Origin of the sequence: Sphingomonas sp. MS122 (genome assembly GCF_049532975.1) — a bacterium.
In the GTDB taxonomy this organism is placed as follows: Bacteria; Pseudomonadota; Alphaproteobacteria; order Sphingomonadales; family Sphingomonadaceae; genus Sphingomonas.
Genome location: NZ_CP186695.1, coordinates 1,341,063 through 1,367,214 on the forward strand (window position 1 = coordinate 1,341,063; position 26,152 = coordinate 1,367,214).

Sequence of the window (26,152 nt, forward strand, 5' to 3'; positions counted from 1 at the left end):
GGGTTTTCGCCATGTCAAAGAGCAGCGTTCAGGCTGCCGCCCGGATTCCAACATTGCAATCATCAGCGCGTGCGTTCGATCAGCGCCTGTGCCGCCGCGGGTGCGCGGACCTTGCCGCCGTGGATGAAGAAGACAAAGGTCTCGCGCGGCGTGCTTGGCGGGGCCTCTCGCTCGACATAGGGCAGGCCCTCGGGGCGACCGCCCGAAGCCCATAGCTTCGCGGCATCGGCCCAGCGATCGATCTCCCCTTCGGGATAGCAGAGCGGATTCGCGTCCTCACCCCGCTCGAGCCGGACATAGACGAAGTCGCCGGTGATGTCGGCGAGTCCAGGATATTCGGGCGAATCGGCGAAGACGATCGCGGCGCCGGCGTCGCGGCACATCGCGGCGAACTCGGGCACGTGGAAGCTGTCGTGCCGCACCTGGATCGCGTGACGCAGCCTGACGCCCTCATGGCTCGTCGGGAGCAGCTTGAGGAACGCGCCGAAATCGTCCGGGTCGAACTTCTTGGTGGCCATGAACTGCCACAGGATCGGGCCGAGCTTGTCGCCGAGCTCGACGATCCCCTGTCCCACGAACTTGGCCACCGATTCGCCGGCGTCCGCGAGCACTTTCCGGTTGGTGCAGAAGCGCGACGCCTTGACCGTGAAGACGAAACCGTCGGGCACGGTCGTCGCCCAGCCGGCAAAGGTCGCGGGCTTGAAGCCGGAATAATAGGTGCCGTTGATCTCGATCGCGGTCAGCTGGCGGCTGGCGTACTCCAGCTCCTTCTTCTGGCTGAGCCCTTCGGGATAGAAGGTCCCGCGCCACGGCTCGAAGGTCCAGCCGCCGATGCCGATTCGAATGGGTGCCCGAGTCTGCTTGCTTGCCATGCGGTCGAGACTAGCCCGGCCGCGCGGCAAAACGCATCACGAAATGCGCGTCCAAACCTGCTGCTTGCAGATCAGGCCGGCGAGCACGCAGCCCTTGCCGATCATCGAATCGCCCTTGATCTGCATATGGCCCGAGAAGGTGCGGTTGAGATCGGGCACGAACACGCGGCCCTTGTACTGGCCGGGTCCTACCCTGCGGAAGTCCCGGAACAGGTTCGCGCCGACGAGTTTCTCGGTGCCGCCGCGGCGCGCATCGGCCTTGGCCTTGTCGCTCGCCCAGGTGACGATGCCGCACATCCGGTCCTGACCGCACGGGGTGAGGCGGATGCGCACGGTGTCGCGGGGGTTGCGCCACTCGCTCGCGACCGGCAGCGCGCCGCCGCCGCCCGCGCCCGCCTGGGCAGCGATCGGGGTAGCGACCATCATCGCGCCGGCCAGCGCGGCCATCCAGCGAAGCGGGCGCGAAGTGCGCCGCACCTGTGCCTTGCCCTGCATGGTTGAACTCTTTCCTTCCGTTCCATCGCCGGACAGCCCGGCAACCGGTCGATACGCGACCGGCACGTCCCTATTGCCGGGCAGATAGGAAGACGTTCGGGCACGAAAAGGGCCGGAAGGGGGCAATTTTCGAAACGGAGGGTTCAGAAATAGGGCAGCGACACGGCTCGTGCCGCGAACGGCCGACCCTTATCATCGAGGATTGATTTCCGGCGGCCGCGACTGCGGCCTGGAGCGGGCGAAGGGATTCGAACCCTCGACCCCAACCTTGGCAAGGTTGTGCTCTACCCCTGAGCTACGCCCGCTCTCTGGCGCCTTGGTGCCCACTCGCTATGGAGGGGGCGGGGCAAGGTGGCGGCCTCTAGCAGCGGGTTTCGGGGTCCGCAAGTCCCGAATCGTCGGACGCGAAAAGGGTTGGCCAGCGCGGCGCCAGCGCCCACATAGGGCGCCGGTTTTTCGTACAAGGGATTCGCCGTGGCCACGCTGGGACTTTCCGCCGCCGAAAAGGACGCCGTCGACGCGTTCCGCCGGGACATCGTCGAGCCGTCGATGACCAAGCTCGTCATCCTCGACTTCTGGGCCGAGTGGTGCGGGCCGTGCAAGACGCTCGCGCCCATATTGGAGAAGGTCGCCGCCGATTATGCCGACAAGGGCGTGATGCTCGCCAAGATCGACGTCGACGCGAACCAGTTCATCGCCGGACAGTTCCAGGTCCGCTCGATCCCGACCGTCTATGCGATGTTCCAGGGCCAGCTCGTCGCCGACCTGACCAATGCCCGCACCGAGACCCAGCTGCGCGCCAATCTCGACCAGATCCTGCGCCAGATCCCGGTCGAGAGCGACGCCGCGGCGCAGGCAGCCGAGCTCGAGCCGCTGCTGGCGATGGGCGAGGAGGTGCTGGCGGGCGGCGAGCATGAGCGCGCACTTATCATCTTCGACCAGATCGCCGAGATGGCGCCCGAGCATCCGATGGTCGCCGCCGGCCGTGCCCGGGCGCTGACCGCGCTCGGCCGGCTAGACGAGGCCGGGGCGGCGCTCGACGTGCTGCCCGACGAAGCCGCCAAGACCCCCGAGGTCGAGCGCGCACGCGCCGCGCTGGCGCTGGCCAGGGAAGCCCCGGCCGACGACGAGCTCGCCGCGATCCGCGAGCGCGCCGCCGCCAATCCGCAGGACATGGACGCGCGCTACGAACTCGCCGGGGCGCAAATGGCGGCGAACGACCGCGAGGGCGCGGCGGAGACGCTGCTGGCGATGATCGCCGAGGACAGGGCATGGAATGACGGCGCGGCGCGCGCGCGCCTGCTCAAGCTGTTCGAGGCGGTCGGGCTCGAGGACCCGTGGGTCTCGGCGCAGCGCCGCAAGCTCTCCGCCATCCTGTTCGGGTGACCGGCTTGGGAACGGTCGGGCGCCTCTCGATCTTCCCGCTGGCGGGGGCGCTGCTGTTTCCCCGGATGCAGCTGCCGCTGCACATCTTCGAGCCGCGCTATCGCGCCATGGTGACCGACGCGCTCGCCCGTGACCGGCGGATCGGGATGATCCAGCCGCGGCCCGGGTTTCGCGAGGGGCCGGGCGAGCCGGTGCCGCTGTTCGAGATCGGCTGTGTTGGCCGGATCGCCGAGGTGGAAGCGCTCGACGACGGGCGGTTCGACATCGTGCTGGAAGGGCTGGCGCGCTTCCGCATCGTCCGCGAGCTGGAGGTGACGACGCTGTTCCGCCAGATCGAGGCCGAGCTGATCGCCGATCCCGAGGACGAGGTGCTGGCGCTGGGCGAGCGCGCGGCGCTCGAGCTCGAATCGCGGCGCTTCGCCGATGCGCAGGGCTATGCGGTGGACTGGAACGCAGTCTCGCGGCTCGACGATGAGGCGCTGGTCAACGGCATCGCCCAGATCGCGCCGTTCGACTCGGCGGCCAAGCAGGCGCTGCTCGAAGCGGGCAGCCTGCGCGAACGCGCCGAGCTGACGGTCCAGCTGATGCAGTTCTTCGGCCGCCACGACAGCGACGAGGGGACGCTGCAATAGTCAGCGGCGATAGGTGCCGCTGAACGTCACGTTCATGCCGCCGCAGCGATTATTGTCCTCGACCAGCAGATAGGGGCCGATGAGCCGCATATCGACCCGGCACAGGTTGGGATCGTCGTTCTGGCTGTAGGTCATGCGATCGCCGCGCGGCGCGAGGTCGCTTTCGAAATCGCCCACATTGACCCCGCCGCGGGCGACCCGCTCGGGATCGTGCCCGCCCCAGGTCGCGGTGCCGGTGGCGTGAAGATGACCCGGTCGCTTGCCGGGCGTGATCGCGATGCTCGCATCCTCGAACTTCCAGTCGCCGGTCCAGCCCGCCGGCGAGGGCGGAGGCGGTGCGACGCGGCGCAGCGCGGCGGTCTCGATCCACCCGCGCGTCGCCTTGCCGCTCGGCGAGACGAAGATGACGAAGGTGAACGCGCCCACGCTGCGGTCCGCGACGAGCTTGTCGCCCGCGACGACATAGGCCTTGCCCGGCCGCGCGCGCAGCGTCGCCCGTTCACGGAAATGGCGGCGGGCGCCGGGCCGCACCTCGACGAGCCAGGCATTTTCGGAGAGCATCTGCGGAACGGCCGGAGCGAGCAACAATCCAAGCAGCATCGACATCGGCTTCCCCCTTCGAACCCTACGCCATTTCCCCGTGCAGCAGCCTGGGCGTCGCGCCCGATTCGCCGCGCGCCTCGGCCATGAACCAGTCCTTGAGCGCGGGGAGCTTGTCGACCGCCGACAGGCCGAAGCGGCGCGCGGCATGCGCGGTCCTGCCCGGAATCCCGAACAGATGGGTCAGCGCATCGGTGGCGACGCTGACCATGAAGGTGTCGAGGCTGCGCCAGCGCTCGTAGCGTGCGAGCAGCTGCGGGTCGCCGAGGTCGAGGCCGAGGCGCTTGCCCTCGACCAGCACCTCGACCAGCGCCGCGACGTCGCGGAAGCCGACATTGACCCCCTGTCCCGCGATCGGGTGGATGCCGTGCGCGGCGTCGCCGACCAGGGCGAGCCGCTCGGCGGTGATCCTGGCCGCATGGTGGAAGCCGAGCGGGTGGCTGAAGCGGGGCCCGAGCGGGCCGAGCTTGCCGAGGAAGCCGCCCATCTTCTTCTCCGCCTCGGCGAGGAAGCCGCGCTCGGAGAGCTTCATCATCCCCGCTTCCTCGTGCCGCTTGACCGACCACACGATCGCCGAGCGGTGCCCGCGATCGTCGTCGACCAAGGGCAGGATCGCGAACGGGCCCTGCGGGTAGAAGATCTCGAACGCAACGTTCTCGTGGCTGTGCTCGTGGTGGAGCGAGGTGACGATCGCCGAATGGTCGTAGGTCCAGCGCGCGACGTTGAGATGGGCGGCGTCCCGGGTCGGCGAGTTGCGCCCCTCGGCACCGATCAGCAGGCGCGCCCTGACCGTCTCGCCGGTGCCGAGCGCCGCCGATACGCCATGGGCATCCCGTTCGACCGCAAGCGCGCGCGTCTGCATGCGGACGTCGGCGAGCGGCGCCTCGCCGGCCGCAGCCATCAGCGCCGCGCGCAAATGGCGGTTCTCGAACATCGTGCCAAGCGCGCCTTCCCCCTCCCGGGGATCGAAATCAAGCTTGCCCGGCTCGAGCCCGTCGCTCACCCGGATACTCTGGATCGGGCAGCCCTTGCCCGCGAGCCGGTCGGTCACGCCGATCGCCGTCAGCATCCGCATCGGCGCGGCGGCGATCGCCGAGGCGCGGCCGTCATGCGCTGCGTCGAGAATCACCTGCGGATCCGCTGGATCGACGACGATGCTGGAGATGCCGTGCCGGTCGAGCGCGACCGCGAGCGCGCTCCCCACTAGTCCGCCGCCGAGGATGAGAAGGTCTGCCTGGCTCATATGATCCTTGTTCGACTGCGCCGAAGCGGCACCGGCCCGCTCCCCGCCCGGCCACCCATAGGATGCTGCCGCGGGGTGGCCGGGTGGAGGAACAGGCTGGTGCTGCGCTTCAAACTCGCGTTACTCCAGCCGCTGCCTTGACGCCAGAGTCCGCAGGGTGGATGATTCCGGCGAAGCGGGAACTTCGAGACATTTTCAGGGGCCGATGATGGCGAGCCGGGTGCAGCCGATGCTGTGGCGTGACACGATGAAGGCGGGGGCGAAACGCAGCGGCGCGCTGATCGGCGCGATCGCGCTCTATGCCTTCACCCTGGCCACGGTGCTGGCGATCGGGACCTATACCGGCGGCGATCCGTCGCTGAACACCGCGGCAGGCGGCCCCGTGAAGAACCTGCTCGGCCTGCCCGGCGCCTGGCTTGCCGACCTGCTGCTGGCGACAGGCGGGCCGTTCGTCGTGCTGCTCGTCCCGGTTGGCCTGATCGTCGCGACGCGGCTGTGGAAGGGGAATCCGGTCGGCGCCTGGGGACGGATGCTGGTCGGCGCGACCGCCGGTGTCGCGCTGATCGGAACGGCGCTGGCGTTCGTTTCCAGCCGCCCGGCGCTCGAATTCGACCTTCCCGGCAGCTGGGGCGGGATCGTCGGCCTCTCGATCGCCAACCTGTTCCGCTGGGGCCTTGGCCTTGCCGGCGATCCGGCGGTGACGCTGTGGGGCGGGCGCGTGCTCGGCCTGGTCGCGGGGATCGCGGGCGTGGTGATCTGGGCGCGCAGCGTGCAGCTCGAGGTGCCGCAGCTGCGCCTGCCGCGGCGCGAGCGGACCGGTGCCGACGAGGCGGGCGGGGACATCGACGATGCCGCCGACCTGTTCACGCCCGCCGCCACGCCCAAGCCGCGCAAGATGGCGCTGCCCGATACGCGCCCCGGCCCGGTGATCGCCGATCCCGCGCCGCCGCCGAGCCCGCCCAAGGCCAAGCCGGTGCAGACCAGCCTCGACTTCAAGGGCAGCTACAAGCTGCCCCCGCTCGACCTGCTCAGGGCCGCGCCCAAGAGCGGCAGCGGCGCGGTGGACAAGGCCGCGCTCGAGCGCAACGCGCGGCTGCTCGAGAGCGTGCTCGACGATTTCCACGTGAAGGGCCAGATCGTCGAAGTGCGGCCAGGCCCGGTCGTGACGATGTACGAGCTCGAGCCGGCGAGCGGGATCAAGGCGAGCCGCGTGATCCAGCTCGCCGACGATATCGCGCGCAACATGTCCGCGGTGTCGGCGCGCGTCGCGACGATCCCCGGGCGCAGCGTGATCGGGATCGAGCTGCCCAACGCCAAGCGCGAGATGGTGAGCCTGCACGAGCTGATCGGCAGCGACAGCTTCGAGGACATGGGCGCGCAGCTGCCGATCGTGCTCGGCAAGAACATCGCCGGCGATCCGGTGATCGCGGACCTCGCGCCGATGCCGCACCTGCTGGTCGCGGGCACCACCGGATCGGGCAAGTCGGTCGGGCTCAACTGCATGATCCTGTCGCTGCTCTACCGGCTGACGCCGGACCAGTGCCGCATGATCATGATCGATCCGAAGATGCTGGAACTCAGCATGTACAAGGATATCCCGCATCTGCTGGCGGACGTGGTGACCGATCCGCCCAAGGCGGTACGCGCGCTCAAATGGGCGGTCGAGCAGATGGAGGAGCGCTACCGGATGATGGCCTCGGTCAACGTCCGCTCGCTGGGCTCGTTCAACGACAAGGTGCGCCAGGCGCTCGCCAAGGGGCAGAAGCTCGGGCGCAAGGTGCAGGTCGGCTACGACCCCGAGACGCGCCAGCCGATGTACGAGGAGGAGACGCTCGACCTCACCCCGCTGCCGCAGATCGTGATCGTGGTCGACGAGCTCGCCGACCTGATGATGACCGCGGGCAAGGAGGTCGAATTCCTGATCCAGCGGCTGGCGCAGAAGGCGCGCGCCGCCGGCATCCACCTGATCATGGCGACCCAGCGCCCCTCGGTCGACGTCATCACCGGCGTGATCAAGGCCAATTTGCCGACGCGCATCTCCTTCCACGTCACCAGCAAGATCGATTCGCGCACCATCCTGGGCGAGCAGGGCGCCGAGCAGCTGCTGGGCAAGGGCGACATGCTCTACATGCCCGGCGGCAAGCAGATCGCGCGCGTCCACGGGCCGTTCGTCAGCGACGAGGAAGTGCAGGCGGTCGCCGACCACTGGCGTGCGCAGGGCGCGCCCGATTACATCACCGCCGTCACCGAGGAGCCGGAGGGCGAGGAATTCGCCCTCGACGGCGCGCCGACCGGCGACGATTCGCCCGAGGAGCAGCTCTATCGCCGCGCGGTGCAGCTCGTCGCGGAGAGCCAGAAGGCCTCGACCTCGTGGCTCCAGCGCCAGCTGCGCGTCGGGTACAACAGCGCCGCGCGCCTCATCGAGCGGATGGAGAAGGACGGGCTCGTCTCGCGGCCCGACCATGTCGGGCGGCGCGAAGTGCTGATGGACCAGGACGGGCGGCCGCTCTGACGGCCGGGCCGGGTCCGGTATCCGGCGGCATCCGGATGCGCCGGTTGGCGAAATTGACGGAATCAGCCTGTTTTCCGGCGAATGCGGCGGCGAGGCGCCGGGTACGCGCCCGCGACGCGGCGCCTGCGCGGCGGCGGCGCGGCAGGTGCGCGGCACCGGCGCGCCGTCGACGCGGCGGCGACGCCGCTGCGGCGCGGCACCCACGCGGCAGGAACGCGCCCGCCATGCGGCGAGCCGGTGCGACAGGGCGAGGAAGGAGACGTCCCGATTGCGCATGGGACCGACCAGATATCGCGAAACGGGGGCTGTAGGAAAATGGTTTGTCGCTCGCCGCGGCTCCGCGTTCTCCGTGAAATGAAGCCGCGGATGCTGTCGCCCCCGCCGGGAAGGGGCACGCCGACCGGTGAGCCGATCTCCGCCTAGTCCTCGAGCTCGATCGTGCCGATCATCCAGTCGTGGAACAGCTTGACCGGGCGCTGCTCGAGCGCGCGGGGACGGCACACGAACCAGTAGGAATAGGGGCTCTTCACCACCGGCTCGAACAGGGTCGCGATGCGCGGGTCGTCGCGCCGGATCACATGCGAATCGAGCATGAAGGCGATGCCCACGCCCTGCGCCGCCGCCTCGAGCAACAGCGATCCCGAATCGAACAGGTCGATCGCCACCGGCTCGATCTGCAGCCCCAGCGCGTCGCGCCAGATCTCGAAGCTGTCGGCCATGTCGCGATGGACCATCACGGTCATGCCGTCGAGCTGCTCGGGCCGGGTGATCGCGTTCGGCCCCTCGACCAGATGCCGCGCCCCGACCAGGCGGATGCGGTTGCGGTCGAGGCGGCGGCCGTAAAGCAGCGTGTCGATGTCGCGCGCGAGCACGATCGCCGCGTCGAGCCCGTCGCCGAGCCGCGACATGCCATGTCCGCCGGTGTCGATGTCGAGATGAAGCTGCGGGTGCATCGCGCGCAACGCGCCGAGATGCGGGAGCAGCCGTTGCGTCGCGAACAAGGCCGGCGTGCCGAGGCGCAGGCGCAGCAGCTCGACCCCGCTGGTCATCCCCTCGATCGCATCGCTCATCGAATCGAGCGCCGGGGCGATCAGCCCGAGCAGCCGCTCGCCCTCGGCATTGAGCTTCATCGCCTGGTGGCGGCGTTCGAACAACTGCTTGCCGATGAAACGCTCCAGCGCCTGGACGCGGCGGCTGAGCGCAGGCGAGGACAGCGCCAATTCCTCCGCGGCGGCCTTGACCGATCCCAGCCTCGCGACCTGGACGAACGCCTCGATGGCGGTGAGGGGCGGCAGCCTGCGCATATGCTTTTTGTGTGGTGCAGCGTTTCCGTTTGCAACTGGTTATCAGGGTGAAAAGCCTGACAACGTTTACATTGGCAGTAAACCGGGAATGTTACAGATTGCAGAATCTGCAATCATCATACGATCTTTTCGCACTTGCACAAAAATACGCCGCACTGCACATAGGGCGTGCCTTTCAGGCATCCTCTCCTAAACCTTTCATGGGCTGGTCCACGGACCGGCCCTTTTTTTTGCCCGAATCGCCGGCGAAACGGTTAGCTCCCTAGCCCATGGGGAACCGCGTGCCTATCTGGCGCGCTCACCCGCAAACGTCCGCAGGGAAGGAGAGCCATGGCCGACATCGAAACCCCGACGCGCAAGGTCCAGGTCGCCAATTCGCGGCCCGAGGACAGCGGCCGCGGCCTCGCCCATCTTCCGCGCTCGCTGATGGGCGAGCTCGGCCTGCAGCAGGGCGACGTGATCGAGATCGTCGGCAAGCGCAACACGCCGGCGCGCGCGGTCTTCCCCTATCCCGAGGACGAGGGGCTCGAGCTGCTGCGCATCGACGGGCTCCAGCGCGCCAATGCCGGGGTGGGATCGGGCGATTACGTCGAGATCCGCCGCGCCGAATCGCGCCCCGCGACGCGCGTCGTGTTCGCCCCGGCGCGCAAGGACCTGCGCCTCGAAGGCTCGGCCAACGCGCTCAAGCGCACCTTCATCGGCCGCCCGCTGTGCCAGGGCGACACCGTCTCGACCGTCGGCCAGCAGCGCGTGGCGGACATGCCGCCCAACGTGCTCCAGCACCTGCGCGCGCCCGCCTATGCGCTGCAGGAGATCCGGCTGACCGTGGTGTCGGCGGCGCCGCGCGGCATCGTCCATATCGACGAGGGCACCGAGATCGAGCTGCGCGCCGATTACGAGGAAGCCAAGGAATTCCGCCGCGCCGACGTCACCTATGACGATATCGGCGGCATGGCCGCGACGATCGACCAGCTGCGCGAGATGGTCGAATTGCCGCTGCGCTATCCCGAGCTGTTCCAGCGCCTCGGCGTCGATCCGCCCAAGGGCGTGCTGCTCCACGGCCCGCCCGGCACCGGCAAGACGCGGCTCGCGCGCGCGGTCGCCAACGAGAGCGACGCGCAATTCTTCCTGATCAACGGGCCCGAGATCATGGGCTCGGCCTATGGCGAGTCCGAAAAGCGCCTGCGCGAGGTGTTCGAGCAAGCGAACCAGAATGCCCCCTCGATCGTGTTCATCGACGAGATCGATTCGATCGCACCCAAGCGCGGGCAGGTGTCGGGCGAGGCGGAGAAGCGTCTGGTCGCGCAGCTGCTGACGCTGATGGACGGGCTCGAGGCGCGCTCCAACGTCGTCGTCATCGCCGCCACCAACCGCCCCGAAGCGGTCGACGAGGCGCTGCGCCGGCCGGGCCGGTTCGACCGCGAGATCGTGGTCGGCGTGCCCGACGAGCGCGGCCGGCGCGAGATCCTGGGCATCCACACCCGCGGCATGCCGCTCGGCGAGAAGGTCGACCTGGCCGAGCTGGCGCGCACCACCTTCGGCTTCGTCGGCGCCGACATCGCGGCGCTCGCCCGCGAGGCGGCGATCGAGGCGGTGCGGCGGATCATGCCCAAGCTCAACCTCGAGGAAAAAACAATTCCTTCCGACGTGCTCGAGACGCTCGCCGTCACACGCGAGGATTTCGTCGAGGCGCTGAAGCGCGTCCAGCCGAGCGCGATGCGCGAGGTGATGGTGCAGAAGCCCAACGTCCATTGGGAGGATGTCGGCGGGCTCGACGACGCGCAGATGCGCCTCAAGGAAGGCGTCGAGCTGCCGATGAAGGATCCCGACGCGTTCCGCCGCCTCGGCATCCGCCCGGCCAAGGGCTTCCTGCTCTATGGTCCGCCCGGCACCGGCAAGACCTTGCTCGCCAAGGCGGTGGCGCGCGAGGCGGAGGCGAACTTCATCGCCACCAAGTCGAGCGACCTGCTCTCCAAATGGTATGGCGAGAGCGAGCAGCAGATCGCCCGCCTGTTCGCCCGCGCGCGGCAGGTGGCGCCATGCGTGATCTTCATCGACGAGCTCGATTCGCTGGTGCCCGCGCGGGGCGCCGGGCTCGGCGAGCCGCAGGTCACCGAACGCGTGGTCAACACCATCCTCGCCGAGATGGACGGGCTCGAGGAGCTGCAGTCGGTGGTGGTGATCGGCGCGACCAACCGGCCCAACCTGATCGATCCCGCGCTGATGCGCCCGGGCCGGCTCGACGAGCTGATCTATGTCGGCGTGCCCGACGCCGACGGGCGCGAGCGGATCCTCAGAATCCAGACGGCCAAGATGCCGCTGGCGGAGGATGTCGACCTCGCGGCGGTCGCGGCGCGGACCGAACGCTTCACGGGCGCCGATCTCGAGGACGTGGTGCGCCGGGCGGGCCTGGTCGCGCTGCGCGAGTCGCGCGACAACGCCAAGGTGACGATGGCGCATTTCGAGGCGGCGCTGGCCGACTCGCGCGCGACCGTCACGCCCGAGATGGAAGCCGAATATGCCCAGCTCGTCGCGCGGATGAAGCAGGATGCGGTGGCGCTGAACCCGATCGGGTTCATCGCGCCGGGGATGCTCCAGGGACGGCGGAAGAGCGAAGGCTGAACCAGCCGTAGAGGACGAGCAAGGCGAGCGCGGCGGCCGCGACCAGATAGGGGAGCGGCCGCCACAGCCCGTAGAAGGCGACGCCGATCGACGGGCCGAGGATGAATGCCGCGCCGTTGATCGAGGTGACCTTGCCCGCCACCGATCCCTGCGCCGCCTGCCCCACAGCGAGCGACGAGCCGGCGGTGAAGCCCGGGCGCGAGAAGCCGAAACCGAGCGTGCTCAGCGCATAGGCGGTGGCGATGCCGTAGAGCGAGGTCGCGCTGCCGGTCGCGAGACAGCCGATCGCGCTGAGGGCGAGCCCGATCAGCATGAGCTGGCGCGGCTTGAGGTTGAGCAGCGGGATGATCCCCCATTGCGCGAGCAGCGCCGACCCCGCGCCCATCATCAGCACGAGGCCCGTCGCCTCGATCGCCTCGATCGGCGGGACTCCCAGCCGGTCGATGATCAGGAAGCCGATCACCTGCCCCGACATCGCCTGGGCATGCCCCAGGACCAGGCCGCAGATCATCCACGCGCGCACGCGCGGGTCGAGAAAGCCGACCGGCTCGATCTTGGGGGCGGTGGCGGCGGTGACGCTGGCGCCGCTCGCCTGCCCGCCGATCGAAGGGTAGCTCGTCACCGCGCCGTGGCTGGCCGGCGCATCGACGTCGCGCGGCAGCAACTGCGCGGCGACAAGCATCATCGCCAGCGCCGCGACGCTGAAGATCAGCGCCGGGCCGGCGAGGCCGATCGTCGGCCCCCCGCGCCACAGGTCGCCGAGCACGAGATAGGGCGCGATCGCCGGGCCCAGGATGGTGCCGAGCCCGAAGGCCGAGCCGAGCAGGGTGAGCGCCTTGGTACGCTCCGCGCGGCTGGTGCGCGCGGCGACGATCGCCTGCACCGCGGGCGGGGCGGCCGAGCCGAACCCGCCATAGAGCATCCGCGCCCCGACGAAGAAGGCGAAGGCGGTGGCGGGCGCGATCCAGCCGTTGATCCCGGCGGCGAGGAACAGTCCGCAGAAGAACAGCGAGGCGGTGAGCCCCACCAGCCCGAGCAGCACCATCTGGCGCCGGCCGTGCCGGTCCGAGCGGTTGGCCCAGAACGGCGCGACCAGCGTCCACAGCAGGGCCGAGACCGAAAAGGCAGCGGCGACCGCGCTGTCGGGCACGCCGAGCGAACGCCCGAGCGCGGGGAGCACCGATTGCAGCGCGGTATTGCCGGCGGCGATGGTGAACATCACCAGGAACAGGATCGCGAAGGTGCGATCGCGCGCCATGCTCATGCCGCCGGGCTCACCGGCGCGACCAGCGATAGCCGCGCTCGACGCGCGTCACCTCCAGCACATACCAGTCGTACCAGAGCGCCCGGCCCAGCTCGCGGATCCGGGCATGCTCGGGATCGTCGCGCCACGCGGCCGCGCTGGCATCGTCGGCCCAGTAGCTGATCGTGACGCCGAGCCCGTCCGAATCGCGGATGCTTTCGATCCCGGCATAGCCCGGCTGCGTGGCGGCGAGCGCGCCCATCGCCTCGGCGGCCGCGGCATAGCCCTCCGCATCCTCGCGCGTGCGCTGCGAGATGAAGATCACGGCGACCTGGCCGGCGCGCGGGTAGCTCATGGGTTTGCGATGAAAGGTTTCGTCGGGCAGCGCAACCGCCGCGATGCAAAGAACGTTAAGGGAGCAGTCCGTATGAAAGCGGGTGCCGGCCCGCCGGCGCGGAATGCGCTTTGGCGCATTTTCAACGGACGCTGATGACAGAGCCATGGCAACTGTCCTACAGGAACGTGACACCGACAGAGGGAAGTTGATGACCGGTTCCACCACGATCGCGCGGCGCAAGCGCAAGGCCGCGCGTCCTCTCTCGCCGCAGGCGCTGTTTCTCCAGGGGTTTTTCAAGCATCCGGTGATGGTCGGCTCGATCATCCCGTCGTCGAACAAGCTGATCCGCAAGATGCTGTCGCGCGTGGATTGGGAGAACACCAAGGTCTTCGTCGAATATGGCCCGGGCGTCGGCACCTTCTGCCGCGCGGTGCTCGACCGGCTCGGCCCGGACGCGAAATATATCGCGATCGACACCAATCCCGATTTCGTCGCCTATCTGCGCCAGAGCATCGTCGACCCGCGCTTCTCGGCGATCCACGGCTCGGCCGCGGACGTCAACACGATCGTCGCCGATCACGGCGCGGAGCAAGCCGATTACGTGCTGTCCGGCCTACCCTTCTCGACCCTGCCGCCGGGCGTGGGCGACACGATCGCGCAGGCGACGCAGCGCGTGCTGCGCCCGGGCGGGGCGTTCCTCGTCTATCAGTTCAATCCCAGTGTCCGCAATTTCCTGACGCCGCACTTTCCGCGCATCGATCACGACATGGAATGGTGGAACGTGCCGCCCGCACAGCTCTGGTGGGCGTGGAAGGACGACGACGCCGATTGACGGCGGGCGCCGCGCATCTCACATCGAGCGGATGGATCAGCTCAACCTGTCTGAGTCGGAGTGGCGCCAGCGGCTCACGCCCGAGCAATATCATGTGCTCCGCGAAGCCGGCACCGAGCGCGCCTTTGCGGGCCGCTACACCGATACCAAGGCCGACGGCATCTATCGCTGCGCGGGCTGCCAGCTCGAGCTGTTCGACAGCGACGACAAATATGATTCGGGATCGGGCTGGCCGAGCTTCACCCGGCCGGTCGCGCCCGATCATGTGAGCGAGCACAGCGATTCGAGCCATGGCATGGTCCGCACCGAGGTGCGCTGCGCCCGCTGCGACGGGCATCAGGGCCATGTCTTCCCCGACGGCCCGCCGCCGACGGGCCTGCGCTATTGCATCAATTCGGTTTCGCTCGACTTTCGCGCGCGCGGCGACGACGGCGGCTCCTGAGGCTTCCCACGATCGGCTTGTGAGCCGCGCGGTTCGCCGGTAGGTTCGCGCCCACTTCGATGCCCAGAAAATCCCCCGCACGCCCCGGCAAGTTCCGCCGCATCCTCAAATGGGTGCTGATCACCGGCGTCGCGCTCGCGCTCGCCGGCTTCATCGCGCTCGCCATCGCGGTCTACACCGCGCGCGCCTCGCTGCCGAGCTTCGAGGAGCTCAAATCCTCGCCCAACGGCCAGATGATCCGCGTCCATGCCGCCGACGGCACGGTGATCGTCTCGCTCGGGCCGAGCTATGGCGAGTGGATCCCGTACAGCCAGATCCCGGCGCCGATGCGCGACGCGATGATCGCGATCGAGGACCGCCGCTTCCGCTCGCACTGGGGCGTCGACCCGGTGGCGCTGGCGCGCATCGCCAAGTTCGCGGTCGACAACCGCGGCACCGACCGCCGCCTGCAGGGCGGATCGACGATCACCCAGCAGGTCGCGCGCACGATCTTCCTGTCGAACAAGTACGATCTCGGCCGCAAGGTGCGCGAGATGATCCTGGCGCTCGCGCTCGAGCGCAAGTTCACCAAGGACCAGATCCTCGAGCTCTACCTCAACAAGGTCTATTTCGGCGGCGGCGCCTATGGCATCGACGCCGCCTCGCGGACCTTCTTCGCGCATCCCGCGACCAACCTCACCTTGTCGGAGGCCGCGGTCATCGCCGGCCTGGTCAAGGCGCCGTCGCGCTATTCGCCGACCGCGGACGCCGAAGCGGCGGTCGGCCGCGCCAGCGTGGTGCTCGACGTGATGGTCGAGACCGGCATGCTGACCCGCGAACAGGCCGCGAGCGCGCGCCCGGCCGAGGTCAAGCTCGCCGCCCCGCCCAAGCAGAACAGCGTACGCTATTTCACCGACTGGGCGCTGCCCCAGCTCGAGGTGCTGATCGACGAGACCGTCGCCCCGCTCGACGTATGGACGACGATCGACCTCAGGATGCAGAATGCCGCGACCCAGGCGATCCAGGCCAATACCCCGGCGGGGACCCAGGGCGCGCTGGTCAGCCTCGACCGCGACGGCGCGGTGCGCGCGATGGTCGGCGGGCGCGATTATGTCTCGTCGATCTACAACCGCGCGACCCAGGCGACGCGCCAGCCCGGCTCGGCGTTCAAGCTGTTCGTCTATCTCGCCGCGCTCGAGGCGGGGCACAAGGTCGACGACCGGCTGGTCGACGAGCCGGTGACGATCGGCGGGTGGAGCCCGCGCAACAGCTCCGGCCGCTTCTCGGGCGAGATGACGTTGCGCTCGGCCTTCGCCTATTCGATCAACACGATCGCCGCCAAGCTCGGCCAGGAAGTCGGCTTCGGCACGGTCGCCGACATGGCGCGCCGCTTCGGCATCACCACGCCGATCAACACCCAGCCGGCGATGGTGCTCGGCACCAGCAACGTCCGCCTGATCGACATGACCCGCGCCTTCGCCTCGGTCGGGCAGAAGGGCGTCGCGGTTACCCCCTATGCGATCACCCGCGTCACCGCCAACGGCGCGGTGATCTACCAGCATGAGGTGGATACCTCGCGCGTGCTGGTCGCGCCCTATGTCGCGGCGCAGATGACCGACCTGCTGCAGACCGCGGTCGCCACCGGCACGGGCCGTGCGGCGCAGATCGGGCGGCCGGTCGCGGGCAAGACCGGCACCACCAGCTCGAACAAGGACGGCTGGTTCCTCGGCTTCTCCTCGGGCCTCACCACCGGCGTGTGGATGGGCCGCGACGACGCCAGGGCGGTGCGCGGGCTGCAGGGCGGCACGGCGCCGGCGCGCGCCTTCGCCGCGTTCATGCGCCCGGCCGTCGCGGGACGCCCGGTCGAGGAGTTCGAGACCGAGGTGACGCTGCCGGAATGGCAGATCGAGCCCGACGAAGAAGTCTATGGCGAGCCCGACAACGGCCTGTTCGTCGACGAGGACGGCAACCCGATCCCGCGCGACGAAGTCAATCCCGGCACGCAGCAAGACCCCGAGTCAGACCCGGGCATCGTCGGCGAGGAAGACGGCACGATCGATCAGGACTGGCTCGACCGGATGACCGGCCGCGGCCAGCGCAACCCGCCGCCTCCCGCACGCGAGCCGGGTGAACGCCTGCCCCCGCGCGACACGCGCCAGCCTCAGGATTCGCGACCGAACGAGTGAAGCCGCAGCGCGTTGGCACGCAGCCACGCGCGCTCGCGGACCGGATCCTTGCCATAGAGCTGCCGCACGACCGCGTGGAAAGCGGGACTGTGGTTCATGTGCACGCGGTGCGCCACTTCATGCGCCACGGTCGCGCGGCGCACCGCGGGCGGGGCGAGGATCAGCCGCCAGCTGTAACGGATCACGCCCGATGCCGCGCAGCTCCCCCAGCGTCCCTTCGGATCGCCGATCGCGACGCGGCTGACGGTGACTCCGGCCTGCGCGGCATATTCGGCGGTCTCGGCGCTCAGCGTGTCGAGCGCGGTCTTGCGCAGCCAGCGTTCGATGCGGCGCTCATAGCCTTCGCGCGGGCCCCCGGCGATGAGCTGTCCGTCGTCGAGCACCGGCGTGCGCGGAAAGCCGCTGTCCCAGCCGAGGCCGACTTCCTCGCCCAGATAGAGGATCGCCGCACCCGGCTCGAACGGCACGGGCGGGGTGCGGCGCTCGAGCGCGCGCGCGATCCACTCCTGCTGCTGCTCGGCCCAGCGCAGCGCCGGACCGACCGGCGCGCGGGGCGGCAATGTGAGCCGGACCTGGCCGGTGGCATTGTCGACCGAGAGCTTCATCCGCCGCGCGCGCGGATGCCGGACGACCTCGATCGCCCGAGTCACAGCGCCTTGTCGACCATGTGATGCTCGAGATCGCCCGCGACATCCTCGGAGATCGTCCAGCCGCGCACCGACTCGCCCGCCGCGTGCACGCTCTCGCGGTCGCCGGTGATCAGATAGTGCCAGTCGGGGAGCTTCTCGCCCGCCGCGCGCAGGCGATAGGCGCAGGTCTGCGGCAGCCAGGCGATGTCGTCGACATTGTTCGCGTTGAGCCGCACGCATTCGGCGACATAGGCATGGCGATGCTTGTAGTCGCTGCACATGCCGGCATGCCGGTCGAGCAGGCGGCACGCGACGTTGGTGGCGTAGAGCTCGCCGGTATCCTCGTCCTCGATCTTGTGCAGGCAGCATTTGCCGCAGCCGTCGCACAGTGCCTCCCACTGCGCGCGGTCGAGCGTCGAGAGCGGCTGCTCCCAGAAGGGCTTTATCCGATCCAGCGTTCGATCTCCGCGACGATCGCCTGCGGGTTCTGGTCCTGCGGCAGCAGCGCGATCGGCTCGCCCTTGGGCCCCATGAGGTAGGCCTGGCGGCCGTGATCCATGAGATAGCCGCTCGGCGTCTCGCGCTTGGCATAGGGCACGCGATAGGCCTTGGCCGCGGCATCGACCTGCGCCGGGGTGCCGGTGAGGCCGACCATGCGGGGATAGAAGGCCTGGGTGAATTCCTTGACCACCTTGGGCGTGTCGCGCGCGGGGTCGACGGTGACGAAGATCGGCACGATCCGAGCGGAGAGCGCGGGCTTCTGCTTGTCGAGCAGCTTCATCGCGCCGCCGATATTCTGCACGTCCACGGGACAGACATCGGGGCAGAAGGTGTAGCCGAAATACATGATGCGGTACTTGCCGGCGAAATCGCCGTCCTTGACCGTCTTGCCGTCGCCGTCGACCAGCGTGAACGGACCACCGATCGAGGCACCGGCGAGCGGCGCATCGGCGAGCGACTTCTTGGCGGGCGTGGCCTCGCTGCAACCGGCAGCGGCGAGGGCGAGGGCGAGCGCGGGGAGGAGCAACCTGTTCATGGCGCTTCCCGCCATGATCTGATAGTGGCCGCGTTGCAAGGTTTCCGATCCATCAGGGGCATTGTCCGATCATGTCTTTCCGTTCGTCCCGGCCCGTACTCGCCGCGGCGCTGCTTGCCTTGGCGCTGCCGGTTGCCGCTCAGCAATATTCCGACAGCTACAATTTCCTCAAAGCCGTGCGCGAGCAGGACGGCAACAAGGTCACCGAGTTCCTCAACGAACCCGGCCAGACGATCGTCAACGTCCGCGACGAGAAGGGCGAGGCGGCGATCCATATCGTCGCCAAGCGCCGCGACATGACTTACCTCAACTTCATTCTCGCGCGCGGCGGCAATCCCAATCTGCAGGACGGCGCGGGCAATTCGGCGCTGATGCTGGCGGTCGAAGCGAACTGGCCCGAGGGCGTGGCGCGGCTGCTGGCCCGGAACGCGAACGTCAACCTCGCCAACAATGGCGGCGAGACCCCGCTGATCCGCGCGGTCCAGCGGCGCGACACCGAGCTGGTCCGCACCTTGCTCAACGCGAAGGCGGATCCCGACCAGCGCGACCGCCTGGCGGGCATGAACGCGCGCGACTATGCGGCGCGCGACCAGCGCTCGCCGGTGATCGCGCAGATGCTCAAGGACGCGCCCAAGATCGAGAAGCGCGCGGTTTCGGGCCCCAGCTTCTAGAAAATGCGCTTCTAGCCGCCCCAGGCCAGCCCGTCGGCATCGGGATCGGTCAGCGTGATCACCCGGCGCGCGGCGCGGCGGGCGAAGGCGAGCGTGCATTTGCGGCGCGTCGCGCTCGCCAGCGGCACGGTCTGCGCCTCGCGCGCGATCGCCGCGTCGTAGCGGTCGGCGACGATCACCCCGGCGCGCTCGGGCAGGAATCCCGGCGTGTCGAGCGGCGTGAGGTCGAACCCCGCCGGCACCGCCCAGAAGAAGCGGTCGCAATGCGCGAGATAGTCGGTCCATTTGCCGTCACCGAGCAGGTCGGCGCGCGACACCTTGACCTCGACGATGACGATCTCGCCGCGGGCATTGAGCGCCATCAGGTCGGCGCGGCGGCCGTCGCCCAGCGGCACTTCCGCCATCGCCACGCAATCATGGCGCAGCAGCATGCGGCAAACCCCGCGAGTCACCTCGGCGGTGACCAGGGGCGCGAGGTCCGATTCGGCGGCGGGGACAGCTGAAACCATCCCCGTGTCCTAGAACATTTGACGAACGAACGAAAGACGTTGGGTTCGGCACCGGCCCGCTCCCCCACCCGGCCAGCCACAGGGTAGCTTCGCTGGGCGGGAGGCCGGTGCCGCCACTATGGAAAGCGTCAGCGGTAGAAGACGTGATTCCCGACGCTGCCGACACGCGCGCGGCGCCAGCCCGGCGAGACGTGGCGGGCGTGGAAATAGAGCGCCTTCGACACCCGGCTGTCCCACATGTCGCCGCGTGCGACCTTTGCCACCGCGAGCGCGGTCTTCCATGCGCGCGCGCTTTCCGGCGGCTGCGGCAGCTTGCCGCCGCGCACGAACGAGAACTGGCCGCGCTGGGTGAGCACGCCGCACACGGTGCGCGGGAAGCGGCCCGATTCGGCGCGGTTGAGGATCACCTCGGCGACCGCGAGCTGGCCTTCGAGCGGCTCGCCCTTGGATTCGTAATAGACGCCGACGGCGAGGCAGTTGAGCTCGGCATCGTCAGTCCCGAGCGGCTGCGCGGCGACCGCGGCGGCCAGCGTCGCATAATCGGCGTCGGCGGCGCCGTCATCGACGGGGTTTTCGCTGGGGGCAGGCGTGGCCGGCGTCTCGGTCGCGAGATCGGCGAGCGCTTCGCCCATGGTGGGAACTTGCTGGAGTCCCGGATCGTTGATCCCCGAAAGCGGCGCTTTCTCGGCTTCCCGGGCCACACCCGGGGCGGTCGCGCCGATGCCTGCGGCAAAGGCAAGAGTCACAGCCGCGATGAGCGCGGCCCGTGCAGAAAAGGACATTCAACTTCGATACTATGCGGTTGGCGCGCGATCCGGTCCCTATTCCTCTTGTTCGGAGGACCGGTCGGGCTTTCCCCCCGACTGCGTAACCGGCGGCTTCACACCCCGACGGCACAACGCTCTTGATATGTGCGCGCGTCTTTGGCGCCGATGCTGCGTTGCGTCAACCAGCGAACATTGTTTCAGCGGCGAACCGTTCCGCCCCCGCGATATCCAGTTCGATCACCCAGAGATCGGGATCGCGGCTCCGGCGACGCTGCCAATAGCTCGAAACGGACGCTTCGTCGGCCATTTCGGCAGGACCGCTGCGTACCAGCGCGGGCAATCCGTCGGGCCCGATTCCGCGTTCGAAGAAGCGCGGATCGCCGCCGCGTTCGAGCGCGAGGACCAGGATCGCGCCAGCCTCCGCTTCGCCCTTGGCCAGCACCATCGCGCTGCCGCCCGCGGCATTGACCCGCCGCAGGAGCGCGTTCACCACCAGCCCGCTCGCCAGCCGCGCCATCAGCCGCGGTAGCCGGGGAGCCCGGCGAGCGGGATGCGCGATTTCATGAAGGTGCCGGTGCCGCGCGCCGCCTCCTCGCCGCTCGCGTCGATCAGCCGCGCCTCCGCGACGAACACGCGGCGCTGCCCGCTCACCCAGCGCCCTTCGGCGACCACCGGCCCCGGACCGAGCGGCCGGGTGAACAGCAGGTTGAACGCGGTGGTCAGCAGGAAGCGGTCGGTGACCAGGCTGTTGCAGGCATAGAAAGCGGCATCGTCCAGCATCTTGAAATAGCTGGTGCCGTGCGCCGCGCCGCCGGCATGGAAATGCCGCTCGTCGATCGTGAAGTGGATCCGTGCCTGCCCGCCCGCCGGAATCTCGAGCCGCGAGTCGAAGAGGCGATTGATCGGCGCCGCGGCATAAAGCGATTCGAGCGCGCGGTAATGCGCCTCCGCCCCTACCGGCGGTTCAGGCGCCGGTTCAGGCGGCGGCGTCACGCGTCTCCGTCCCGGCAAGCAGCGCGTAGAGCGCGTCGGCCGACCCCGCGCCGCGCAGCTTGGCGATGAAGACGCGGTCGCGCAGCCGCCGCGAAACCCGCGCGAGCGCTTTCAGATGCTCGCCCCCGGCGTCGGGCGGCGAGAGCAGCGCGAACACCAGATCGACCGGCAGATCGTCGACCGAGGCGAAGTCGAGCGGCTTGTCGAGCCGTACGAATAGCCCGCGCACGCCGGTAAGGCCCGGTATCTTGCCGTGCGGAATCGCGATGCCGCCGCCGAACCCGGTCGATCCGAGCTTCTCGCGCTCGCTCAATCGTTCGGTAACCGCGGCCGCATCGAGCGCATAGGCCGCGCCGGCGACCTCGCCGAGCAGCGCGAAGAGTTTCTTCTTGCTGCCCGCCGCGGTTCCCGAACGCACGGCTTCGGGTTGCAGCAGATCGCTCAGATCGTTCATCGTCCGTCGATCAGGCGGCCCGGTTGGGCTCGACCCAGCCGATCGTGCCGTCCGCGCGGCGATACACCATGTTGTAGTTGCCGGTGCCGGTGTTCCTGAACAGCAGCGCATTGGTGTTGCGCAGGTCGAGCATCATCACCGCGTCGGAGACGCTGGCGTCGGGCACGTCGACCCGGGTCTCGGCGATCACCGGCGGCGCATCGACGACCTCTCCCTCGTCGTCGATCTGGAAGACGGTGTATCCGGCGTCATAGGCCGCCTCGAGCGCGGCCTGGGCATGGCCGTTGTTGCGGTCCTTGAGCCGTCGGACATAGCGGCGCAGCTGCTTCTCGATCTTGTCGGCGGCGCCGTCGAAGGCGAGATGCGCTTCCTGCGCGGCATGCGATCCCTTGAGCACCAGCCCCTGCATCACATGCGCGACGATGTCGCAGGTGAAGCCGTAATCGTGCGGCCCCTTGCCGAAGGTCGCCTGGGCGGAGATTGCGCGGGAGAAATATTTGTCGGCGATACCCTGGAGGCGGTCTTCCACGTGCTGCCGGATGGCGTTGCCCGTATCGACCCGATGACCCGAAACCCGGATATCCATAACTTCCTCCGTCAATATGAGGAGCACCTAGGAACGCGCCCGGCGACCGTCAACCGGACCCCGGCGTGCCCCATAAAGGCTCCTCGAACCCGGCCATGAACGCCGAATGGCGGGCCAGTTCTTCATCGCTCGGTGCGAAAACGCGCGCCGGCCGGGCATTGCTCCGTACCGCCGCGATCTCGATGCGTTCGCTCGCCACGGTCTCGACCGCGAGGCCGAGCGTGATCTGGCGCCCGCCGGTGAGCTCGATGAACACCTGCGCCAGCAGCTGCGCGTCGAGCAGCGCGCCGTGCAGCTCGCGCGCGCTGAGGTCGATGCCGTAGCGCACGCACAGCGCGTCGAGCGTGTGCTTTGCGCCCGGATGCCGCGCGCGCGCCAGCGCCAGCGTGTCGACGATGCGTTCGACCTGGAGCAGCGGCTTGCCGCATGCGCCGAGCTCGCCGTTGATGAAGCCGTAATCGAACATCGCGTTGTGCGCGATCAGCGGGCAGTCGCCGAGGAACTCGATCAGCTCGTCGCAAACCTCCGGGAAGCGCGGCTTGTCGGCGAGGAATGCCGCGGACAGGCCATGCACCGCGAACGCCTCGGCCGGCATGTCGCGATCGGGGTTGAGATAGCGATGGAAGCTGCGCCCCGTCGGCACGCGATTGACCAGCTCGACACAGCCGATCTCCACCAGCCGGTGCCCTGCGCTGAAGCTGAGCCCGGTCGTTTCGGTATCGAAAACGATTTCCCGCATCGGCTGATTATCCGCCTTCCGCGCGCGCTAGGCAAGCGATCACCGTGCGTACCACTTCACGCGTCTCGTCCAGCGAACCGCCCGTCGGAATCACGAAATCGGCGCGCTCGCGTTTCTCCGCATCGGGCATCTGCCTGGCCAGGATCGACTCGAAGCGCGCGGCAGTCATGCCCGGCCGCGCGAGGACGCGCGCGCGCTGCACCTGCGCCGGCGCGGAGACCACGGCGATCTTGTCGACCCCGCGCCAGCCGCCGGCTTCGAACAGCAGCGGCACGTCGAGCACGACCAGCGCCCGGTCGCGATTCGCCGCGAGGAATCGCTGCCGTTCTTCCGCCACCGCCGGGTGGACGATTCCCTCCAGCCGCTTGAACGCTTCCGGCTTGCCGAACACCGCTTCGCCCAAGGCGGTGCGGTCGACTCCGTCGGCGCCGGTCGTATCGGGAAACGCCGCCTCGATCGCGGCGACCAGCCGTCCGCCGGGCCCCTGCAGCTTGTGGACCTCGGCATCGGCGTCGAACACCGGCACGCCCTCGTCGGCGAACATCGCGGCGACGGTCGACTTGCCCATGCCGATCGATCCGGTGAGGCCGAGGACGATGGTCATGAAGCCTGCCCCGGGCTTCGACCCGGGGTGAGCAGCGCCCGCAATTGCGCATCGTGCTCGCGCGGCGCCGGCTTGCCGAAGAACAGCTCGAAGGCGAGCGCGGCCTGGCCGATCAGCATCTCGAGCCCGTCGACCGTCTCCAGCTCCCGCGCCCGCGCCGCGGCGAGCAGCCTGGTTTCGAGCGGGGCATAGACCGCATCGTACACCACCGCATCGTCGGGCAGGTTGCCGAGGTCGAGGTCGAGCGGCGGCTGGCCGGTCATGCCGAGCGAGCTCGCATTGACCAGCAGCGCGACCGGCGGCACCGGCGCGTCGAGCGGCACCGCGTCGCCCTTGAGCCCGAACAGCGACAGCAGTCCCATCGCCTTCAAGGGCGAACGGTTGAGGATCGTCACCCGCTCGACCCCCGCTCGCGCCAGCGCGAACAGGATCGCGCGCGCCGCGCCGCCAGCACCGACGACCGCGACCGGTGCGCCTTCGAGGTCGAACTCGGCAATCGGGGCGTAGAAGCCGGCGGCGTCGGTGTTGGTGCCGATCAGCGCGCCGCCGGCATCGCGGAACACGGTGTTGATCGCGCCGATCGTGTCGCGCACGCCGCCCGGATCGGGGACATGGTCGAGCGCCGCCACCTTGTGCGGCGCGGTGATGTTGCACCCGCGCCAGGCGGGATCGTCGCGGCGCGAGGCGAAGAAACCGGCCAGTTCCGCGGCAGTGACGTGGGTCTTGCGATAGACGGCATCGAGCCCGAGCTTGTCGAGCCAGAAGCCGTGGATCACCGGCGACTTGGACTGGGCGATCGGATCGCCGATCACTTCGGCATAAGGTGTCGTCATGACGTCAGAACGCCTCTGGTCCGCAGATAATCGAGGATGCTGAGCAGCGGCATGCCGAGGATCGTATAGTGGCTCCCCTCCATGCGGGAGAAGAGCTGCACGCCCGGACCCTCGACCCGGTAGCAGCCGACGCAGCCCGAGATCGCCGGCCATTCGGCGTCGAGATATTCGGCGATGAACCTGTCGGAGAGCGGCCGCACCAGCAATCGCGCGCGATCGACGTGACGCCAGACCGGGCGGCCATTCTCGGCGATCACCGCGGCGCTGTAGAGATCGTGGCGCTTGCCCGACAGCAGCCGCAGATGCCGCTCGGCATCGGCGCGATCGGCCGGCTTGTCGAGCAAGGTCCCGTCCTCGATCGCCACCACCGAGTCGCAGCCCAGCACCAGGGTGCCGGGCACGCGCTGGCTCACCTTGAGCGCCTTGAGCTCGGCGAGCGCATCGGCCAGGTCGCGCGGCGCGGCGCCGGCGAGCCCGGCCTTGGCCGCATCCTCGTCGACATGCGCGGCGAGCGCCTCGTGCGGCACGCCTGCCGCGGTCAGCATCGCGCGGCGCGACGCACTGGTGGAAGCGAGCACGATCATTCGGCGCGAGTCCCCGAGTCGCTCGCGCGCTCGTTGCACAGGGTGATGATCGCCGCGGCCGTCTCCTCGATCGAACGCCGCGTCACGTCGATCACCGGCCAGCCATTGTCGGCGAACATGCGGCGGGCATAGGCGACCTCGCGCTGCACCGCCTCCTGCTCGACATAGGACGTCTCGTCCTGCTGGTTGAGCGACAGCAGCCGGTTGCGTCGCACCTGGATCAGCCGCTCGGGGCTGGTTGTGAGCCCGACCACCATCGGGTGCTTGAGCGCGAACAGCGAACCGGGCGGCGGGGATTCGGGCACGATCGGGATGTTCGCGACCTTGTAGCCGCGATTGGCGAGGTAGATCGAGGTCGGTGTCTTGGAGGTGCGCGACACGCCGGCGAGGACGATGTCGGCCTCCTCCCAATTCTCCCAATTGACCCCGTCGTCATGCGCGATGGTGAACTGGATCGCGTCGACGCGCGCGAAATAGGCGGCGTCGAGCGTGTGCTGGCGCCCCGGCCGCGCCTTCATCTCCTGCCCGAGCATGCTGGAAAGCGCATGGTTGACCGGATCGAGCGGCGCCACCGCGGGCAGTCCGATCGCGCGGCATCGTGCCTCGAGCGTGCGGCGGATCTCGGGATTGACCAGGGTGAACAGCACCAGCCCCGGATTCTGCGCGATCTCGCCCAGGATGCGCTCGAGATGCGTCTCGCTGCGCACCATCGGCCAGAAATGGCGCAGCACCTCGACATCGTCGAACTGCGCGAGCGCCGCCTTGGCGATATTCTCCAGCGTCTCGCCGGTGGAGTCCGAGAGGAGATGGAGGTGCAGCCTCACCGGTCGGACGCCGGTCGGGACGGATCTGTGGAAAACATGCGCAAAATCGCTAGCGCAACGCAAAGGGCACGCCAAGCGGGCCGATCGCTCCCCGCGACGGCCACGTCATCCACAACGCGTTCCACATGGGCACGGATGCACGAACAGGCTGTGGATGATGTGGACGGCCCGCGCGACTCTGCGGGGAATCGCGGGCGCCCGCGCCGTCAATCTGTTGGCAGAACCGGCACGAACGCCT

Annotated in this window: 29 protein-coding genes and 1 tRNA gene; 8 read left to right on the top strand and 22 right to left on the bottom strand. The window is 69.0% G+C overall.

What is annotated here, in order from left to right; translation table 11 throughout:
- Positions 1-62: 62 nt before the first annotated feature.
- From ACO227_RS06405 to ACO227_RS06415, 3 genes are all read right to left on the bottom strand, one after another.
- On the bottom strand, positions 63-872 hold the full coding sequence (locus tag ACO227_RS06405; protein WP_423606203.1) for a DUF72 domain-containing protein: 810 nt from the start codon (positions 870-872) through the stop codon (positions 63-65).
- Between the two features lie 36 nt (positions 873-908).
- Positions 909-1,367, bottom strand: a complete 459-nt coding sequence (locus ACO227_RS06410; protein ID WP_423606205.1) for a DUF2147 domain-containing protein — start codon at positions 1,365-1,367, stop codon at positions 909-911.
- A gap of 230 nt (positions 1,368-1,597) precedes the next feature.
- A tRNA-Gly gene (locus ACO227_RS06415) sits at positions 1,598-1,672 on the bottom strand.
- Between the two features lie 169 nt (positions 1,673-1,841).
- Between ACO227_RS06415 and ACO227_RS06420 the strand changes: the two genes are divergently transcribed.
- Positions 1,842-2,753 carry a tetratricopeptide repeat protein gene (locus tag ACO227_RS06420; protein ID WP_423606207.1) on the top strand — a complete coding sequence of 304 codons (912 nt, stop codon included), beginning with the start codon at positions 1,842-1,844 and terminating at the stop codon, positions 2,751-2,753.
- Positions 2,754-2,818: 65 nt separating this feature from the next.
- The gene (locus ACO227_RS06425; RefSeq protein WP_423607283.1) at positions 2,819-3,385 is read left to right on the top strand and encodes an LON peptidase substrate-binding domain-containing protein; all 567 of its coding nucleotides are present in this window, start codon (positions 2,819-2,821) and stop codon (positions 3,383-3,385) included.
- Here ACO227_RS06425 and ACO227_RS06430 read toward each other — a convergent pair whose 3' ends face one another.
- Together ACO227_RS06430 and ACO227_RS06435 are read right to left on the bottom strand one after the other, a co-directional pair.
- Positions 3,386-3,991: a hypothetical protein gene (locus ACO227_RS06430; protein ID WP_423606208.1), complete on the bottom strand. Its 606-nt coding sequence runs from the start codon at positions 3,989-3,991 to the stop codon at positions 3,386-3,388.
- 19 nt (positions 3,992-4,010) lie between these two features.
- A complete protein-coding gene (locus ACO227_RS06435) occupies positions 4,011-5,228 on the bottom strand; it encodes an FAD-dependent monooxygenase (RefSeq protein WP_423606210.1) in 1,218 nt (405 codons plus the stop codon).
- 208 nt (positions 5,229-5,436) lie between these two features.
- On the opposite strand from ACO227_RS06435, the gene ACO227_RS06440 reads away from it, so the two are divergent.
- On the top strand, positions 5,437-7,740 hold the full coding sequence (locus ACO227_RS06440; protein ID WP_423606211.1) for a DNA translocase FtsK: 2,304 nt from the start codon (positions 5,437-5,439) through the stop codon (positions 7,738-7,740).
- A 419-nt stretch (positions 7,741-8,159) separates the two neighbouring features.
- Here the strand turns inward: ACO227_RS06440 and ACO227_RS06445 are convergent, their stop codons facing one another.
- A complete protein-coding gene (locus ACO227_RS06445; protein ID WP_423606212.1) occupies positions 8,160-9,044 on the bottom strand; it encodes a LysR substrate-binding domain-containing protein in 885 nt (294 codons plus the stop codon).
- A 330-nt stretch (positions 9,045-9,374) separates the two neighbouring features.
- On the opposite strand from ACO227_RS06445, the gene ACO227_RS06450 reads away from it, so the two are divergent.
- Positions 9,375-11,666, top strand: a complete 2,292-nt coding sequence (locus ACO227_RS06450; RefSeq protein ID WP_423606213.1) for a CDC48 family AAA ATPase — start codon at positions 9,375-9,377, stop codon at positions 11,664-11,666.
- Here the strand turns inward: ACO227_RS06450 and ACO227_RS06455 are convergent.
- Together ACO227_RS06455 and ACO227_RS06460 are read right to left on the bottom strand one after the other, a co-directional pair.
- Positions 11,620-12,930, bottom strand: a complete 1,311-nt coding sequence (locus tag ACO227_RS06455) for an MFS transporter (protein ID WP_423606214.1) — start codon at positions 12,928-12,930, stop codon at positions 11,620-11,622. The genes ACO227_RS06450 and ACO227_RS06455 overlap by 47 nt on opposite strands.
- A gap of 10 nt (positions 12,931-12,940) precedes the next feature.
- Positions 12,941-13,264: an antibiotic biosynthesis monooxygenase gene (locus tag ACO227_RS06460; RefSeq protein WP_423606216.1), complete on the bottom strand. Its 324-nt coding sequence runs from the start codon at positions 13,262-13,264 to the stop codon at positions 12,941-12,943.
- Between the two features lie 190 nt (positions 13,265-13,454).
- On the opposite strand from ACO227_RS06460, the gene ACO227_RS06465 reads away from it, so the two are divergent.
- The 3 genes from ACO227_RS06465 to ACO227_RS06475 are packed head-to-tail and all read left to right on the top strand — an operon-like array spanning position 13,455 to position 16,685.
- Positions 13,455-14,078 (top strand): class I SAM-dependent methyltransferase, encoded by a 624-nt coding sequence (locus ACO227_RS06465; RefSeq protein WP_423606217.1) that lies wholly within the window; start codon positions 13,455-13,457, stop codon positions 14,076-14,078.
- Between the two features lie 31 nt (positions 14,079-14,109).
- Positions 14,110-14,520, top strand: a complete 411-nt coding sequence (msrB, locus tag ACO227_RS06470) for a peptide-methionine (R)-S-oxide reductase MsrB (RefSeq protein ID WP_423606218.1) — start codon at positions 14,110-14,112, stop codon at positions 14,518-14,520.
- 59 nt (positions 14,521-14,579) lie between these two features.
- Complete coding sequence (locus ACO227_RS06475) at positions 14,580-16,685, top strand: transglycosylase domain-containing protein (protein WP_423606220.1); 2,106 nt, start codon at positions 14,580-14,582, stop codon at positions 16,683-16,685.
- On the opposite strand, the gene ACO227_RS06480 is transcribed toward ACO227_RS06475, so the two are convergent.
- From ACO227_RS06480 to ACO227_RS06490, 3 genes are read right to left on the bottom strand one after another with little or no spacing between them, the layout of a single operon-like run.
- A complete protein-coding gene (locus tag ACO227_RS06480; protein WP_423606221.1) occupies positions 16,661-17,335 on the bottom strand; it encodes a M48 family metallopeptidase in 675 nt (224 codons plus the stop codon). The two genes, ACO227_RS06475 and ACO227_RS06480, sit on opposite strands and share 25 nt — an antisense overlap.
- The gene (locus ACO227_RS06485; RefSeq protein ID WP_423607285.1) at positions 17,332-17,760 is read right to left on the bottom strand and encodes a YcgN family cysteine cluster protein; all 429 of its coding nucleotides are present in this window, start codon (positions 17,758-17,760) and stop codon (positions 17,332-17,334) included. The genes ACO227_RS06480 and ACO227_RS06485 overlap by 4 nt, the downstream gene beginning before the upstream one ends.
- Entirely contained in the window at positions 17,757-18,350 is a 594-nt protein-coding gene (locus ACO227_RS06490; RefSeq protein ID WP_423606222.1) for an SCO family protein, read from the bottom strand. The genes ACO227_RS06485 and ACO227_RS06490 overlap by 4 nt, the downstream gene beginning before the upstream one ends.
- 71 nt (positions 18,351-18,421) lie before the next feature.
- On the opposite strand from ACO227_RS06490, the gene ACO227_RS06495 reads away from it, so the two are divergent.
- Positions 18,422-19,021, top strand: coding sequence for an ankyrin repeat domain-containing protein (locus ACO227_RS06495; RefSeq protein ID WP_423606223.1), 600 nt, complete (start codon positions 18,422-18,424; stop codon positions 19,019-19,021).
- An 11-nt stretch (positions 19,022-19,032) separates the two neighbouring features.
- Here ACO227_RS06495 and ACO227_RS06500 read toward each other — a convergent pair whose 3' ends face one another.
- From ACO227_RS06500 to ACO227_RS06550, 11 genes are all read right to left on the bottom strand, one after another.
- A complete protein-coding gene (locus ACO227_RS06500; protein WP_423606225.1) occupies positions 19,033-19,530 on the bottom strand; it encodes an MmcB family DNA repair protein in 498 nt (165 codons plus the stop codon).
- A 128-nt stretch (positions 19,531-19,658) separates the two neighbouring features.
- The gene (locus ACO227_RS06505) at positions 19,659-20,231 is read right to left on the bottom strand and encodes a cell wall hydrolase (RefSeq protein WP_423606226.1); all 573 of its coding nucleotides are present in this window, start codon (positions 20,229-20,231) and stop codon (positions 19,659-19,661) included.
- A 244-nt stretch (positions 20,232-20,475) separates the two neighbouring features.
- Positions 20,476-20,817, bottom strand: a complete 342-nt coding sequence (locus tag ACO227_RS06510; protein ID WP_423607287.1) for a DUF1491 family protein — start codon at positions 20,815-20,817, stop codon at positions 20,476-20,478.
- Positions 20,814-21,290 (bottom strand): PaaI family thioesterase, encoded by a 477-nt coding sequence (locus ACO227_RS06515; protein WP_423606228.1) that lies wholly within the window; start codon positions 21,288-21,290, stop codon positions 20,814-20,816. The genes ACO227_RS06510 and ACO227_RS06515 overlap by 4 nt, the downstream gene beginning before the upstream one ends.
- Positions 21,274-21,744, bottom strand: a complete 471-nt coding sequence (locus tag ACO227_RS06520) for a PTS sugar transporter subunit IIA (protein ID WP_423606230.1) — start codon at positions 21,742-21,744, stop codon at positions 21,274-21,276. Before ACO227_RS06520 ends, ACO227_RS06515 begins: the two co-directional genes overlap by 17 nt.
- A gap of 10 nt (positions 21,745-21,754) precedes the next feature.
- Complete coding sequence (gene hpf / locus ACO227_RS06525) at positions 21,755-22,330, bottom strand: ribosome hibernation-promoting factor, HPF/YfiA family (protein ID WP_423606232.1); 576 nt, start codon at positions 22,328-22,330, stop codon at positions 21,755-21,757.
- Between the two features lie 49 nt (positions 22,331-22,379).
- Positions 22,380-23,069, bottom strand: coding sequence for a DNA polymerase III subunit epsilon (gene dnaQ, locus ACO227_RS06530; RefSeq protein WP_423606234.1), 690 nt, complete (start codon positions 23,067-23,069; stop codon positions 22,380-22,382).
- A gap of 7 nt (positions 23,070-23,076) precedes the next feature.
- Positions 23,077-23,673, bottom strand: coding sequence for a dephospho-CoA kinase (coaE, locus tag ACO227_RS06535; protein WP_423606236.1), 597 nt, complete (start codon positions 23,671-23,673; stop codon positions 23,077-23,079).
- Positions 23,670-24,506: a shikimate dehydrogenase family protein gene (locus ACO227_RS06540; protein WP_423606237.1), complete on the bottom strand. Its 837-nt coding sequence runs from the start codon at positions 24,504-24,506 to the stop codon at positions 23,670-23,672. Before ACO227_RS06540 ends, coaE begins: the two co-directional genes overlap by 4 nt.
- Positions 24,503-25,090 carry a Maf family protein gene (locus ACO227_RS06545; protein ID WP_423606239.1) on the bottom strand — a complete coding sequence of 196 codons (588 nt, stop codon included), beginning with the start codon at positions 25,088-25,090 and terminating at the stop codon, positions 24,503-24,505. The genes ACO227_RS06540 and ACO227_RS06545 overlap by 4 nt, the downstream gene beginning before the upstream one ends.
- Complete coding sequence (locus ACO227_RS06550; protein ID WP_423606241.1) at positions 25,087-25,914, bottom strand: pyruvate, water dikinase regulatory protein; 828 nt, start codon at positions 25,912-25,914, stop codon at positions 25,087-25,089. Before ACO227_RS06550 ends, ACO227_RS06545 begins: the two co-directional genes overlap by 4 nt.
- Positions 25,915-26,152 lie beyond the last annotated feature (238 nt).